Raw genomic sequence first — 14863 nt, 5'->3', positions numbered from 1 at the left:
TCGCCCTGCCCGACAGCGCCGCCGCCATCGCCTTGGCCGGCACGGACGGTGCTTCGCTGCGTCGGCTTGAAGCCCTCACGGGTGCCCAGATCGTCCTGAGGGGCCTCGATCTTCAGATCCGGGGCCGCAGCTCCCAGGTGGAGCGGCTGCAGGCCCTGGTTCAGCTCCTTGAGCCGCTGTGGCAACGGGGCGAACCCATCGGACCGGTGGACATCCAGGCGGCCCTGACGGCCCTGGACACGGGGCGCTCCGACCAGCACCGCAGCATGGGGCTCCAGGTGCTGGCCACGAGCGTCACCGGACGCCCCCTGCGTCCCCGCACCCTGCGGCAGAACAGCTATGTCGAGGCGATTGAACGCCACGACCTGACCCTGGCGATCGGGCCCGCCGGCACCGGCAAGACCTTCCTGGCCACGATCCTGGCCGTGCGGATGCTGCAGGAGCGCAAGGTGGAGCGGCTGGTGCTGACCCGGCCCGCGGTGGAGGCGGGCGAACGGCTGGGCTTCCTGCCCGGCGACCTGCAGCAGAAGGTGGATCCCTATCTGCGTCCCCTCTACGACGCCCTCCACGGGCTCCTGGGTCAGGAGCGCACCAGCCAGCTCCTGGAGAAGGGCGTGATCGAGGTGGCCCCCCTGGCCTTCATGCGCGGACGCACCCTGGCCGATGCCTTCGTGATCCTCGATGAGGCCCAGAACACCACCTGCGCCCAGATGCGCATGGTGCTCACCCGGCTGGGGGAGAACTCCCGCATGGTCGTGACCGGTGACACCACCCAGATCGACCTGCCTCCGGGCCAGCTGAGCGGCCTGGTGGAGGCGGAGCAGGTGCTGGCCGGGGTCGAAGGGGTGGCGATCTGCCGCTTCTCCGACGCCGATGTGGTGCGCCATCCGCTGGTGCAGCGGCTGGTGCAGGCCTACGCCCGCCGCGATGCCCGCCCAGGCCAACCCCCAGCCAGGAAGCGGACGGACGCCCCCCCTGCCCGATCGGAACCATGAACTCGGAACCATGAACAGGGCCGAAAGTCTGCGCATCCCGGCCCAGATCGCGGTGGCCGCCCTGGTGGCCTACTCCCTGGGCTTCTGGTTCACGAGCCTGTTTCCCGGCTACCTGCCCAAGATCGGCGGGCTCTGGTCGGCGATCTCCGCCGTCGTCGTCACCCAGGTCACCCGCAAGGATGCGGCCTCCTCGGCCTCGCTGCGGATTCTGGGGTCGGCGATCGGCGCCATCACCAGTGCGGTGTACCTGACGCTGCTGCCCTTTCACCCCCTCGGCATGGCCCTGGCGATCTTCGCCACGGTGATGATCTGTGCGGCCATCAACGTGCCCAGCCACGGCCGTCTGGCGGCGATCACGGTGATCGTCGTGATGGTCACCGGCAGCCTCGATCCGGCCCTGAGTCCGGGTGTGAACGCCCTGCTGCGCTTCCTGGAATCCTGCATTGGCACGGGCGTGGCCCTGCTGGCGGTGTGGCTCTGGCCCGGATCGCGGCGCCAGCCTCTGGACGAGGCCTGAAGCCTGTCCGCACAAGGGGCCCGCATGGGGAGATCCGAACCGGCGCCCCCGCCGCAACCCTGGGGCCGCTGGCAAGATGGATTCAGTTTGAAATGCCAGCGCCATGCCGGCCCGCAGCAACTTTCAGGAAGCGATTCGCGAAGCCCAGTCCAGCGCCCTGGTCGGACCCAACGTGGTCAACAAGGCCCTCCCCTATGTGGGCGGCGGCATGGTGCTCACCGCTGCCGGGGTGGCCGGTGGTCTTGCCACCCTCGCATCCCTGGGTCCAGTCGGCTTCCAGGGAATCTCCTTCGTGGCGATCATCCCCTGGTTCATTCTGTTCTTCGTCGCTCAGAACGCGGCCAACAGGGGAAACAACGGCACAGCCCTGCCACTCCTCGTGACCTTCAGCCTGCTCACAGGCTTCACGCTCACCTCACTGGTGGTGCGCGCTGTGGCCGTTGCGGGGGCCGGGGCCATCGGTACTGCGGCCCTTGCCACCGGGATCACGTTTGTGATCGCCTCTTTTGTGGGCCGTCGAATGAGCGACAGCATTGGCCAGGCCTTGAGCGGAGTGGTGAGCCTCGGCTTGGTGGGTCTGCTCATCGCCATGGTCGTTCAAATTGTGGGCAGCATCTTTGCTCCCGGCATGTTCGGCGGCAATGCTTTGTCTCTGATGATCGCTGGCTTTGGCACGGTGGTATTCGTGGGATTAGCCTTCGTCGACTTCTACACCATGCCCCGCACCTACAGCGACGACCAGTACCTCGTCGGCGCCCTGGGCATGTACCTCACCTACATCAACCTATTCGCATTCATCCTCCAGCTCATCATTGCCCTCCAGGGTGGCGGCCGCCGCGACTGAGCACCGATCGTTCTTCTCAGTCAATTCTTCCCATGGGCCTGTCCGTTCCGGATGGGTCCTTCTTTTTTTGTCGCGATCCATCGGCGCCGGTCAGCACGATCTCCCGCCCCACTACCGTCACGGCCACCTTCACAGCCACCGTCACGGCCGCCATCACCTCCCATCTCCAGCCGCCGCTGTGGCGACCATCGGCGGACGCCCCCCGACGGCCCGGCTAAGCTCCCACCGACTCCTGCCAGACCCGCCAGGCATGGCCCAGCACCAGGGGCAACCTGCACGCCGCCTCGGCAGGCGTGGCCCCATCACCTTCTGAACACAACGGAAACCCCATGACCAAAACGGCTCTGATCACCGGGATCACCGGCCAGGACGGTTCCTACCTGGCGGAGTTGCTCCTGGAGAAAGGGTATGTGGTGCATGGGATCAAACGGAGGGCCAGCAGCTTCAACACCGACAGGATCGACCACCTCTACCAGGATCCCCACGAACAGAATCCCCGCCTGGTTCTGCACTACGGCGATCTGACGGACTCCACCAATCTGATCAGGATCGTTCAACAGATCCAGCCGGACGAGATCTACAACCTCGGAGCCCAGAGCCACGTGGCGGTGAGCTTCGAAAGTCCCGAATACACGGCCAACTCCGATGCCCTCGGCACCCTGCGGATTCTGGAGGCCGTCCGCATCCTTGGGCTGACCGACAAGACCCGCATCTACCAGGCCAGCACCAGCGAACTCTATGGGCTGGTGCAGGAGATTCCCCAGAAGGAAACCACCCCCTTCTATCCCCGCAGTCCCTACGGCGTGGCCAAGCTCTACGCCTACTGGATCACGGTCAACTACCGGGAGGCCTACGGCATGTACGCCTGCAACGGCATCCTGTTCAACCACGAAAGCCCCCGGCGGGGAGAGACCTTCGTCACCCGCAAGATCACCCGGGGTCTGGCCCGCATCGATGCCGGTCTGGATCAGGGCCTGTTCATGGGCAACCTCGACTCCCTGCGGGACTGGGGTCACGCCCGGGATTACGTGGAGATGCAGTGGCGGATGCTGCAGCAGGAGAAACCCGAGGACTTCGTGATCGCCACGGGGCGGCAGGAGTCGGTGCGCCGTTTCATCGAGCTCACCGCCGAGGAACTCGGCTGGGGCGGCATCCTCTGGAGCGGCAGCGGCGTCGAGGAGACGGGCGCCCGGCGCGACACCGGCGCCACGGTGGTACGCATCGACCGGCGCTACTTCCGGCCGGCGGAGGTGGAGACCCTGCTGGGGGATCCCACCCGGGCCCGGGAGCGGCTGGGCTGGACCCCCACCACCACCTTGGAGGAACTGGTGGCGGAGATGGTGGCCACCGACAAGGAGGAGGCCGCCAAGGAGGCCACCCTGCGGCGGGAAGGGTTCACCGTCGTCGGCTCGATGGAGAATCCCCCCCAGGTCGGAGTGACGGCCGCCCCGTGAATCGGCCCGCGAAACGCCGCTATGGTCAGGGCCGTGACCCGTTCTCGTCGAAGCGGACCTTCGCTGGAACGACGCCCCCTCCCGCGGTCCGCAACCCCGCCCGGCAGCGCGGGGGCCTGACGATTTCCCCATGCTGATCTCAACGAACGATCGGATCTTCATCGCCGGCCATCGCGGCATGGCCGGCTCGGCCATCGCCCGGCGCCTGGAGGCGGAAGGCCACCGCCACCTGCTCCGCGTCGGCCGCTCGGACCTCGACCTCATGGACGGCCCCGCTGTGGCGGCCTGGTTCGCCGACCAGCGGCCCGACGTGGTGGTGCTGGCGGCGGCCCGGGTGGGGGGCATCCTCGCCAACGCCACCTATCCGGCCGACTTCCTGCTCGACAACCTCAAGATCCAGCAGAACGTGATCGAGAGCGCCTGGCGGCAGGGCACCCGGCGCCTGCTGTTCCTGGGCAGCAGCTGCATCTACCCCAAGCTGGCCGAGCAGCCGATCCGGGAGGAGGCCCTGCTCGGCGGGCCCCTGGAGCCCACCAACGAGTGGTACGCCATCGCCAAGATCACCGGCATCCAGCTGTGTCGCGCCCTGCGGCAGCAGCACGGCTTCGATGCCATCAGCCTGATGCCCACCAATCTCTATGGCCCGGGCGACAACTACCACCCCACCAACAGCCATGTGCTGCCCGGCCTGATCCGCCGCTTCCAGGAGGCCCGGGAGACCGGCGCCGAGGAGGTGGTCTGCTGGGGCAGCGGCAGCCCGAGGCGGGAGTTCCTCCACGTCGATGATCTGGCGGATGCGGCCCTGTTCTGCCTCCGCCACTGGCAACCGGGCGCCGAGGAGCTGCAGCACATCAACGTGGGAACGGGAACGGACGTGAGCATCAAGGAGCTGGCCACCATGGTGGCCGAGGCGGTCGGGTTCCGCGGACGGATCGCCTGGGACACCTCCAAGCCGGACGGCACCCCCCGCAAGCTCCTGGATGTGGGCCGCCTGGCCGCCCTGGGCTGGCGGGCGACGATCCCCCTGCCGGACGGGCTGCGCCGCACTGTGGCGGAGTTCGTCAGCGAGCGGGCCAGCGGCGCCGAGGTGCGGCTGTGAGGATCCTCGTCACCGGGGGCGCCGGCTACATCGGCAGCCATGCCGTCCGGGCCCTGACCAGGGCGGGGCACCAGCCCGTGGTGCTCGACAACCTGGTCTACGGCCATGCCGACATCGTCGAAAAGACCCTGAAGGTGCCGCTGGTGCTGGGCCAGGTGGGCGACCGTGAGGTGCTCGAACCCCTGCTGCGCGGCCGCCATCCCGCCCTGGACGGCACCGCCCTGGAGGGCAAGCCGATCGAGGCGGTGCTGCACTTCGCCGCCTACGCCTATGTGGGCGAATCGGTGACCGATCCCGCCAAGTACTACCGCAACAACCTGGGCGACACCCTCACCCTGCTCGAGGCCCTGGTGGCCACCGAGCGGCCGCTGCCGATCGTGTTCTCCTCCACCTGCGCCACCTACGGCATCCCCCAGCAGGTGCCGATCACCGAGGACCACCCCCAGGCCCCGATCAATCCCTACGGCCGCAGCAAGTGGATGGTGGAGCAGCTGCTCACCGACTTCGCGGCGGCCTACGGCCTGCCCAGCGTGATCTTCCGCTACTTCAATGCCGCCGGTGCCGACCCCGACGGCGATCTGGGGGAGGACCACAACCCGGAGACCCACCTGATCCCCAGGGTGCTCGACACCATGAGCGGCCGGGAGCCCTACCTGCAGATCTTCGGCGACGACTACCCCACCCCGGACGGCACCTGCATCCGCGATTACATCCACGTGGCCGACCTGGCCGACGCCCATGTCCTGGGGCTGGAGCGGCTGCTGCGGCTGCGGGAACGGGAGGAGAGCGAGCGCCGACCGCTGATCTACAACCTCGGCAACGGCACCGGCTACTCGGTCCAGCAGGTGATCGAGACCGCCAAGGCCGTCACCGGACGCGGCCTGCTGGCCCATGTGGCCAAGCGCCGCGACGGTGACCCTCCCCAGCTGGTGGCCGGGGCCACCCGGGCCCACCAGGAACTCGGCTGGCGACCCCGCTTCCCGGAGCTGGAAACGATCATCGAGCACGCCTGGGCCTGGCACCAGCGGCGTCACCAGGGCTGAGGCCACCGTCCACCGGCCAGGGCCTGGCCAGGGGTTCGCCGATGAACACCCCCTGACCGGGCATGGCCACACTGCGCCAGTAGCTCTCGATCAGGGTGTCGCCGCGGAGGTAGTAGGCGAGCAGCAGGCCGGGGTCGGGAAACTTGGCCGGGAAACTGCAGGGTTCCACCACGGTGCCGTAACTGCCGGTGGCGCCGGCCTCGAGCCAGCGGAGCGCACTCATCTGCGGGCTGTCGGTCAGCTGCCCCCCGAAGGAGGTGAGATGGTCGGCGACGGCTCCGGGCCGGAAGCGGTTGGTGCGCAGGCCCACGGGGAAGGCCAGCCCGGTGACGTAGGCCATCACGTCCTGGGCGCCCACCAGGGTGTCGCTCTCGATGATCCGCACCCGCAGGCGGGAGCCGATGGCCGCCATGACCCGGTCGTAGCCGGCGGCCCGTCGGTTGCGCCTGGCATCACTGGTGCTCAGCAGGTAGGCCGTCCCCGGCGGTGCGGTCCCGTCCGAGGCCACGCCCTGCTGGATCAGGCGCCTGGCCGCCGCCCCGCTGGTGGCCGCCAGCATCATGCTCGGCCGCACCCGCAGCTGATCCCAGGGGCGACGCACGTCACCGCGGGCGAACAGGGGGCTCAGGGCGGTGGTGCGGCAGCCGCTGGCGCAGAAGCGCGCATCGAGGCCGAAGCTGAAGGCGCTGGTGATCGACTGGCAGCCGACCCGGTACGGGGCCGTCCAGGCCAGGGCATAGACCTGGACATGGGCCGGGGTCTGCCGGTCGACGCTGGCCTTGATGCGGCGGAACAGCCCAGGGCTGAGCGAGGCCTCCCCGGGCGGGAAGCGCACCCGGATCACCTGGTCCGGGGGGATCAGCCGGGCCGCCTGGTACTGCCGCCCGATGGTCTCGCTGAGGGGATCGGCGGCGTTGATGATGATCGCCAGGTGCCGGTGGTCGAGGGGACCGCGGGAGGGCGGCCCGGCGCCGAGGGAGCGTTTCCCGCTCCAGGGGCTGCCACTGGCCGCCAGGGCCAGGGGCAGCAGCAGCGCCACCCCCACGGCCAGGCGGCGACGCCACGCACGTGGCGGAGGAGGGGCCATGGCGGAAGCGGTGAGGCTGGGGGCTGGGCCGGCAGTGGCGGCTGCGCAGCCGGATCAGTCCTGGGAAGGAGGGGCGAAGGGAGTGGGTGACACGAGTTCAAGGGCTGTCGGACGGCGATCCAGACGACGTCCTGCCCTGCGGCGAGTCCAATCGTAGGACCAGCCCAACGTCGTGCAGGACTCCGGTAGCGGCCTAGATTTGAGGTCACCGGCGTCCCAGATCGTTGCCATCCCGATCCCCTGGTCCGCCGGGCTGATGCAAGCCTCAGATCTGAGCTCCCCTCGTGTGACCCGGAGGCGACTCCCCGACCGGAATCGGCACCCCGCCACAGCCCCGATTCCCCAGCCGCCGATTCCAGCTCCCTTTCCGCCTCACCGTTGATGCCGCTTCTCCATCGCATCGCCAGACGACTCCCCAGCCCCCTGCTAGCCCCCCTGACCGACCAGAGACCCGCAGCACGTCTGATCCGGCATTCGGCGAAGAAATACTGGAAGCTTCTGGCGCTCAACTTCTCCACCAGCCTGGTCGCCAGCCTCAGTGAGGGCGCCACCCTCGGGATCATCTTTCTTTCGGTCAGCCTGATCAGTGCTCCCGAGAACAGTGACTGGAGCAAGATTTCCGTCCTCGGATACCTGAACCAGCTTCCCTGGCTGCAGGACTGGCTGAACAGCACCCTCAGCAGCCGCTCCGGTCGCGACGGCATCTTCATCCTGCTCCTGGCCACCGCCGTGGCCCTGCAGGGCCTGATGGCCACGACCAGTTACATCAACAGCGTCAGCACCGCCGTGATGGGGGCCCGGATGGGCACCGAAATCACCGCCAAACTGAACGATCGGGTCCTCTCCCTGACCTTCGGCTGTGCCAGCCGGTACCGGGTGGGCGACCTGCTGAATTATGTCGGCTCCGGCGGCAGCACCGTTCAGAAGGAGATCAACCTGGCCAACGGGCTGTTGATGAACAGCCTGCAGCTGATCATCTACCTGGCCATCCTGGTGGCCATCTCCCCATGGCTTCTGCTGGTGGCCTTCGCCATGGCCAGCGTCATGCAGGCCATCCAGAAAGTGCTGCTGCCCCGGATTCGCAGGAATTCACGCGAGCAGCAAAAGGTGGGCGTCGAACTGTCCAGCCATCAGAACGAGCAGATCCAGGGTCTGCGGCTGCTGCACAGCACGGGTCAGCTGGAAAGTTCCAGGCAGAAACTGAAGGCACTGCTCGGCGAAAGCAAACGTCTGTCCATCCGGCAGAGCAAGCTTTCGAACGTCGTTCAGCCGATTTCCAACATGCTGCCGATCATCTCGATCGCCATCATCGCGGCACTCAGTCTGATGGTGTTCAAGGATCGCAGCAGCGGCGTCCTGCCGAGCCTGGTGACCTTCATCATCGCCCTCCAGAGACTCAACCAGAGGGTCGGCACTCTCACAGGCCTGGCCACGGGCTATGCGGCCAACAGTGCCAATGTGGAGCGTCTGAACGAGATCCTGCGCGATGACGACAAGGAATTCATCCGCAACGGCGGCGTGCCCTTTACGGCACTCAGCGATCGGATTCAGCTGGACGACGTTTCCTTGCGCTACAGCCCCAATCTGCCGGAGGCCCTCTGCTCCATCCAGCTGACGATCGGCCGGGGCCAGACAGTCGCCCTGGTCGGCTCCAGCGGCGCCGGCAAGAGCTCCATCGCCGATCTGCTGGTGGGTCTGTACGAACCCACCGGCGGCCGGATCCTCGTCGACGGCGTCGATATCCGGACGATCAATCTGGCCAGCTGGCAGCAGCGGCTGGGGGTCGTCAGCCAGGACACCTTCCTGTTCAACGCCAGCATCGCCAGCAACATCGGCTTCGGCGTCGACAACGCCTCCATGGACGACATCATGGCGGCGGCCGCCAAGGCCCAGGCGTCCCGCTTCATCAGCGACCTTCCCGAGGGCTATGACACCAAGATCGGAGAACGGGGCTACCGGCTCAGCGGCGGCCAACGCCAGAGAATCTCCCTGGCCAGGGCGATTCTGCGCCGACCTGAACTGCTGATCCTCGATGAGGCCACCAGTGCCCTCGACAGCCAGAGCGAACGTCTGGTGCAACAGGCGATCGAACAGTTCGAGCGCCAGCACACCGTTCTGGTGATCGCCCACCGTCTCAGTACGATCGTCAATGCCGACGTGATCTGTGTGCTCTCCGAAGGAAGAATCGTGGAACGGGGCCGCCACCATGAGCTGCTGGCCCAGGAGGGTATTTACGCCAGACTCTGGAGTGACCAATCCAAACACCCCCAGCAAACGTCCCTGTCGGCAGCACCCGTCTGATGGCTTTCCCACTCACTGAGCCGACCTTGCAGGAGCCCGAAACGTTCTCATGATCATTGCCTGCACGATCGACAACAACTACATCCGGCACTGCGCCGTGATGCTGAAGTCCCTGCAGCTCTCCAATCCAACAGAAAGCCTCAGTGTCTATATCCTCCACGGTGTCATCGATGCCGGGGAACGGGCACGGCTGGCGGCCTATCTCGGTGAGTTCCTTCCTTCGGTCTCCTTTCTGCAGCTGGATGAGCAGATGCTCGCGGGTTTTCCCGTCTTCGGCCACATCAGCCTGGCCACCTATTTCCGGCTGCTGCTGCCGGCGGCCCTTCCCCATGCGGTGGAGAAGGTCCTCTACCTGGATTCCGACCTGATCGTGGTCGACGCGCTGCGGGACCTCTGGGAGTCGCCCCTGGAGGGGAACAGCATCGGTGCGGTGGAGGAGCACAACCAGGACTTCGACCGCAACCGCCTCGGCCTGGCGGAAGGCTCCCTCGTCTTCAATGCCGGAGCGATGCTCATCGATCTGGGCCGCTGGCGCCGGGAAAACATCCTGGCCAACGGACTGGAGTTCGCCCGCACCCATCCCGAGCGGATCAAGCACTGGGACCAGGACGTGCTCAATTCCCTGCTCGAGGCCCGCTGGCGTCCCCTCGACTGGCGCTTCAACGCCCTGCCCCACCTCTGGATGCATCCGGAGTACACCGCTGCCGACACCCCCCTGGGCCGGCAGGCGGAGCTGGCCCGGGCGAACCCCGCCGTGATCCACTTCGCGGGCTCGGGCGTGGCCAAGCCCTGGCACCATCGCTGCACCCACCCCTGGCGCCAGCGCTACCTGGAGATCCGCCAGCAGACCCCCTGGGGCCACCTGCCCCTGGAGGGCATCCCCAACCCCTCCCCGGGGGAGGGGTTCCGAAGCCTGCGCTCCCGGGTCAGGCGGGCCGGCAAGGCGATGCTCGGCAGGCTGGTCCCGCGCAACCGATGACCATCCAGATCGGTGACCACCGGCTCACCTGCATCGGCTACGCCGACAGCACCGAGGCGGATCTGCTGGGTCGCTTCCTGCGCCAGGGAAGCCGCGCCCTGGCCGAGACCCAGGGGGAGTACGCGCTGGTGATCGAGACCGACGCCGGGGACGTGACCGTGGTCACCTCGCCGGTGGGGGCCACGCATTACTACGTCCTCGAGCACGACGGCCGCCTCTTCCATGGCGACCGGGTCGTCGAGATCCTGCGCCGCAGTGGCCTGGCCTGGAGCTGGAACTGGCAGGCCCTCGGCGATCTCTGCCAGCTGGAGAACCTGACCGACAACCAGACCCTCCACCCGGCGATCCGCCGGGTGCCCCCCGGCAGCATCCTCCACTTCACCGATGGCAGGGTCTCCCTCCACTCCGTCGCGGTTCTCGACCACATCCCGCCGGCCCCCGCCGACCCCGATGACGCCGTCGACGCACTCAACGCCTCGGTCCTGCGGCTGGCGGGAGACAACCCCTATCTGTCGCTTTCGGGCGGGTTCGATTCGCGGGTGATCCTGGCGTCGATGCTGCGCCAGGGCCTGCGTCCCCATCTGATCACGATGGGGCGGGAGGACGCGACCGACGTCCAGGTGGCCCGCCGCATGGCCCAGCGCTTCGATCTGCCCCACCGGCTGATCAGCCTGGAGCTCGACGACGTCTTCGCCCACGCGCCCACCATCTCCAGCGTCACCAACGGCACCAAGACCGCCTGGCACTGGCACACCTTCCTCTATCCCCTCAAGGCCGAGATCCCCGCCGAGGCCACGTTCTTCGTCGGCACCCTGGGGGAATTCGCCCGTTCCTACTACTTCGACCGCGGCTGGCTGGGCCGCTTCGCCTCCCTGGCCCCCGACGTCGCCCTCGGCCGGTTCTGGAGGATGAAACTGAACCGGCACCCCAGTTTCTCCGCCGAGGAGCTGCAGCACCTGGCGCCGCCGCTGGCCGCCGAGCTGGTGGCCGAGGGTCGCGACAGGCGGGCCGCCCGCCTGGCGGGCTTCTGCCGCGGTGGGTTCCTGGAAGGCCTGACCCACTACTACTTCGAGCAGCGGGTGCCCAACTTCTACGCCAACGGCATCCGCATGTACCGGGCCTCCAGTGCCTGGCGCTCCCCGTTCCACGACCGCCGCTGGATCGAGGCGATCTGGAACCTCCCCGATGGCTGGAAGCTGGGCTCCAACTGGCACCGCCATGCCATCGCCCGCAACTGCCCGGAGCTGCTGACGTTTCCGGAGGAGAACGGCTTCGACCGGCGCCGCATGCTGCCCAAGGCCCCTCCCCTCTACTGGACGCCGCCGATGCGGCGGGCCCGCTACGTGAGCTACGACCTCAGCGCCGACTGGTACCGCGACCCGCGGATGCATGCATTCCTGCTCGAACACGCTGGACGAATCGACGATCTGGTGGATCCCGAGCTGATCGGGCGGATCCTGGAGGCCCACCGCAGCGGCACCGACCGGACCAGGACCCTGGCCTTCCTGCTCACCCTGATCGTCTGGAAGCAGGTGATCGCCCCATGAGGGTGCTGTTCGTCTCCCACATGGCCACCCGCAGTGGTGCCCCGCTGCTGCTGCTCTGGCTGCTGCGCTGGCTGATGGCCCAGAAGCGCGGCATCGAACCGGCGGTGGTGCTGCTCAGCGACGGCCCCCTGCGCCCCGATTTCGAAGCCCTGGCGCCCACCGAGGCCTGGAGCCGGCCGCTCTTCCAGCCCCTGCGCGAGCGCGTTGCCGCCCGGCTGGGACGGGGAAGGGCGGCCAGTCCCGCCGAGCTGCTGGAGGCCGCGGTGCAGCGTCACCGGCCGGAGCTGATCTACCTGAACACCCTGGTGCTGGGCCAGCACCTCCGGGGCCTGGCCGCCGATCCGGCCCGCCCGGCCTGCCTCAGCCATGTCCATGAACTGGAAACCACCCTGGCCACCATGAGCAGCCCGGAGGCCGTGGCCCGCCAGCTGTCCATCTCCAGCGTCGTGGTGGCCTGCGCCGAAGGGGTGAAGCAATCCCTGCACACCCACCACGGACTGCCCCTGCAGCGCTGCACCGTGATTCCGGGCTTCCTGCCCTTCTCCGCCCCCGGGCAGGGCCAGCCCGGGCCGGAGCCGCTGCAGGCGGAGCCCGGCGGGGAGCCCGCACTGGAGCCCCTGGACGCCGCCCTGGCGGCAGGCACCTTCGTGTTCGGCTTCGCGGGCCAGGCGATCACCCGCAAGGGTTTCGACCTCTTCCCCCTGCTGGTCAAGGAATGTGAGCGGGTCTTCTCCGGCCAGCCCTTCCTGGCCGTCTGGCTCGGGGCCTCCCCCGGGCAGGAGCAAGTGCTGATGGCCCGGCGTGATCTGCAGCTGCTGGGACTCGAGCACCGGGTCCTGCTGCTGCCACCGAGGCCCTCCGCCATCGGCGTCATCGGCCGCTTCGCCGTCCATGGCCTGCTGTCCCGGGAGGACCCCTATCCCCTGGTGGCCCTTGAGGCCGCCGCCTCGGCCGTGCCGACCATCTGCTTCGAGGGCGGGGGCGGCATCGTCGACTTCGTGGCCGACGGCTGCGGGCTGGCCGTCCCCTACCTCGACCTGGCGGCCTTCGCCGCCGCCCTGCACCGGCTCAGCAACGACCCGGACAGCCGGCGCCTCCTGGGGGAGCGCAGCCGGGCCAGGGTGTGGCGGGAGTCCGGCATCGACGACGTGGCGCCCCGTCTGCTGGCCTGCATGGAACGGGCCGTCGCGGCCGGACCCCACCATGGCTGAGGTGCCCCTGCCCGAAACCCGTCCCCTCTACGGCTGGTCCGCAGACGCGGAGATTTCCGTGCCCGATCGGTTCCGCAGCGACCCGGACCGGCCGCTCTTCTCCATCGTCATCCCCACCCTCAACCAGGGGGCCTACATCGAGGACACCCTGCTCTCGATCCTCTGGCAGGGCTACGACAACGTCGAGATCATCGTCGTGGACGGTGGCAGCACCGACGACACCCCGGCGGTGTTGGAGCGCTACCGCCCCTGGATCTCGGTGCTGGTCAGCGAGCCCGACCGGGGCCAGTCGGACGCGATCAACAAGGGGTTCCGCCGGGCCAGCGGTTCGATCCTGGCCTGGCTCAACTCCGACGACTTCTATCTGCCCGGTGCCTTCCACACCGTGCTGGCCTGCTTCGCCGCCCAGCCCGGCCGCCGCTGGGTGATCGGCAGCGGCGACATCATCAGCGCCGACCAGCAGTTCCTGCGCCACGTACCGGGCCGGGAAGGATCCAAGGACACCATGCTGGCGATCGAGAATGGCTGCTTCCTGCTGCAGCAAAGCTGCTTCTGGAGCGCTTCCCTCTGGCAGGAGGCCGGCGGGCAGGTGGACGAGTCCCTGAGCCTGCTGATGGACTACGACCTCTGGTGGCGCTTCTCGCAGCGCTGCTCCGGCAGCGTCACCCAGGAGAAACTGGGGGCGATGCGTTACTACCCCACCGTGAAGACCCGGCGCCAGGGGGAACGTTTTCCGGCCGAACTGGCCACCATCTACGCCCGCTACGGCGCCAGCGCCTCACTCGATCGCCTGGTGCAGCGGCTGCTGGCCGAGAAGTCCGCCCTCGGCGAGCGGCTCTCGGCCCTGGAGCGCCAGCTGCCGGTGCGGCTGCTGCGCCGCCTGCGGCTCCTCCCCCGACCATGACCACCCCCGAACTCTTCGTCGGCATCACCAGCTGGAACAGCGAGCTGTTCCTGCCCCACTGCCTGGAGGCGCTCCAGAGCACCACCCGGGGCCTGGAGACGCACGTCTGCGTGCTGGACAACGGCTCCACCGACCGCTCCGTGGCGATCGCCAGAGAGCGGGGGGCCGAGGTGGTGCAGCGCCGCTGCAGCCAGCCGGACGCGCTCAATGCCCTGCTGAACCGTTCCCGTTCGCCGTACACGCTGCTGTTGCATGCGGACGTGATCCTGCTGGCACCGGACTGGTTCCAGCTGTGCCGTTCGCGTTTCAGCGAGGGGGTGGCGCTGGTGTCACCGCAGGACATCGGCTGCGGACCGCTCACCCGCCCCTTCGGTGCCGGCATGCCGGAGAGCTCCTTCCTGCTGATGCACACCCAGCGGTTCCGCCGCTGCCGGCGCCTCCACTGGCGGCGCAAGGGGCGGTTCCCGCGGCCGCGCTACGAGGTGGACTTCCAGGGCCCCCACATCACCCACCACCTGCCGATGGAACTGAAGCAGCGCCGGCTCAGCTGGGTGCCCATGGACGTCTATGTGTCCAACCGGGCCAGCGAGCCGTTGTTCACGCCGGCCTCCCCACCGGCGATCTGGAGCGACGAGCTGGCCTACCTGCGCTACGGCCTGGGCAACTTCTACGGGCTCGACGGCACGATCACCCACTACCACAACTGGTACGACCGGATCGCCGCCCGGGAGAAGACCGAAACGGCGCCGAACCCCTCGCGCAAGGATTTCCCGGTGGACTTCATCCGCTCCTACACCCACCGGCTGCTGGAGGACTACAGCGCCGGCAGGCTGGAGCTGCCCACCGACCTCAGCACCACCCGCACCCCCAGGGCGCTCTAGC

General features: G+C 68.2%; 13 protein-coding genes. 12 read left to right on the top strand and 1 reads right to left on the bottom strand.

Annotated elements, in window-relative coordinates:
* The first annotated feature begins 26 nt into the window (after positions 1–26).
* The 6 genes from H6G99_RS08880 to galE all read left to right on the top strand — a co-directional run bounded on the left by H6G99_RS08880 (position 27) and on the right by galE (position 5952).
* Positions 27–995 (top strand): PhoH family protein, encoded by a 969-nt coding sequence (locus H6G99_RS08880; RefSeq protein ID WP_353617209.1) that lies wholly within the window; start codon positions 27–29, stop codon positions 993–995.
* Positions 996–1005: 10 nt separating this feature from the next.
* Positions 1006–1512 carry an FUSC family protein gene (locus tag H6G99_RS08875; protein WP_190611111.1) on the top strand — a complete coding sequence of 169 codons (507 nt, stop codon included), beginning with the start codon at positions 1006–1008 and terminating at the stop codon, positions 1510–1512.
* 103 nt (positions 1513–1615) lie between these two features.
* Positions 1616–2356, top strand: a complete 741-nt coding sequence (locus H6G99_RS08870) for a Bax inhibitor-1/YccA family protein (protein WP_094585502.1) — start codon at positions 1616–1618, stop codon at positions 2354–2356.
* A 329-nt stretch (positions 2357–2685) separates the two neighbouring features.
* A complete protein-coding gene (gene gmd, locus H6G99_RS08865; RefSeq protein ID WP_094585501.1) occupies positions 2686–3810 on the top strand; it encodes a GDP-mannose 4,6-dehydratase in 1125 nt (374 codons plus the stop codon).
* A 130-nt stretch (positions 3811–3940) separates the two neighbouring features.
* On the top strand, positions 3941–4909 hold the full coding sequence (locus H6G99_RS08860; RefSeq protein WP_190611109.1) for a GDP-L-fucose synthase family protein: 969 nt from the start codon (positions 3941–3943) through the stop codon (positions 4907–4909).
* Entirely contained in the window at positions 4906–5952 is a 1047-nt protein-coding gene (gene galE / locus H6G99_RS08855; RefSeq protein WP_094585499.1) for a UDP-glucose 4-epimerase GalE, read from the top strand. The genes H6G99_RS08860 and galE overlap by 4 nt, the downstream gene beginning before the upstream one ends.
* Here the strand turns inward: galE and H6G99_RS08850 are convergent.
* Positions 5906–7039, bottom strand: coding sequence for a TIGR03790 family protein (locus H6G99_RS08850; RefSeq protein ID WP_286191074.1), 1134 nt, complete (start codon positions 7037–7039; stop codon positions 5906–5908). The genes galE and H6G99_RS08850 overlap by 47 nt on opposite strands.
* Before the next feature lie 381 nt (positions 7040–7420).
* Between H6G99_RS08850 and H6G99_RS08845 the strand changes: the two genes are divergently transcribed.
* Genes H6G99_RS08845 through H6G99_RS08820 form a run of 6 tightly spaced genes read left to right on the top strand, consistent with a single transcriptional unit; the run spans position 7421 to position 14862 of the window.
* Entirely contained in the window at positions 7421–9340 is a 1920-nt protein-coding gene (locus H6G99_RS08845) for an ABC transporter ATP-binding protein (RefSeq protein ID WP_190611107.1), read from the top strand.
* 49 nt (positions 9341–9389) lie between these two features.
* A complete protein-coding gene (locus H6G99_RS08840) occupies positions 9390–10319 on the top strand; it encodes a glycosyltransferase family 8 protein (protein WP_190611106.1) in 930 nt (309 codons plus the stop codon).
* Entirely contained in the window at positions 10316–11866 is a 1551-nt protein-coding gene (locus H6G99_RS08835; protein ID WP_190611105.1) for an asparagine synthase-related protein, read from the top strand. The genes H6G99_RS08840 and H6G99_RS08835 overlap by 4 nt, the downstream gene beginning before the upstream one ends.
* Entirely contained in the window at positions 11863–13077 is a 1215-nt protein-coding gene (locus tag H6G99_RS08830) for a glycosyltransferase (RefSeq protein ID WP_190611103.1), read from the top strand. Before H6G99_RS08835 ends, H6G99_RS08830 begins: the two co-directional genes overlap by 4 nt.
* Complete coding sequence (locus H6G99_RS08825; protein ID WP_190611102.1) at positions 13070–13981, top strand: glycosyltransferase family 2 protein; 912 nt, start codon at positions 13070–13072, stop codon at positions 13979–13981. Before H6G99_RS08830 ends, H6G99_RS08825 begins: the two co-directional genes overlap by 8 nt.
* On the top strand, positions 13978–14862 hold the full coding sequence (locus H6G99_RS08820) for a glycosyltransferase family A protein (protein WP_190611101.1): 885 nt from the start codon (positions 13978–13980) through the stop codon (positions 14860–14862). The genes H6G99_RS08825 and H6G99_RS08820 overlap by 4 nt, the downstream gene beginning before the upstream one ends.
* Position 14863 lies beyond the last annotated feature (1 nt).

The organism is Synechococcus sp. FACHB-909 (assembly GCF_014698945.1).
GTDB lineage: Bacteria > Cyanobacteriota > Cyanobacteriia > PCC-6307 > Cyanobiaceae > Cyanobium.
The sequence above is the reverse complement of the archived record's forward strand: the minus strand, read 5'-3'. Positions and strand labels throughout refer to the sequence as shown.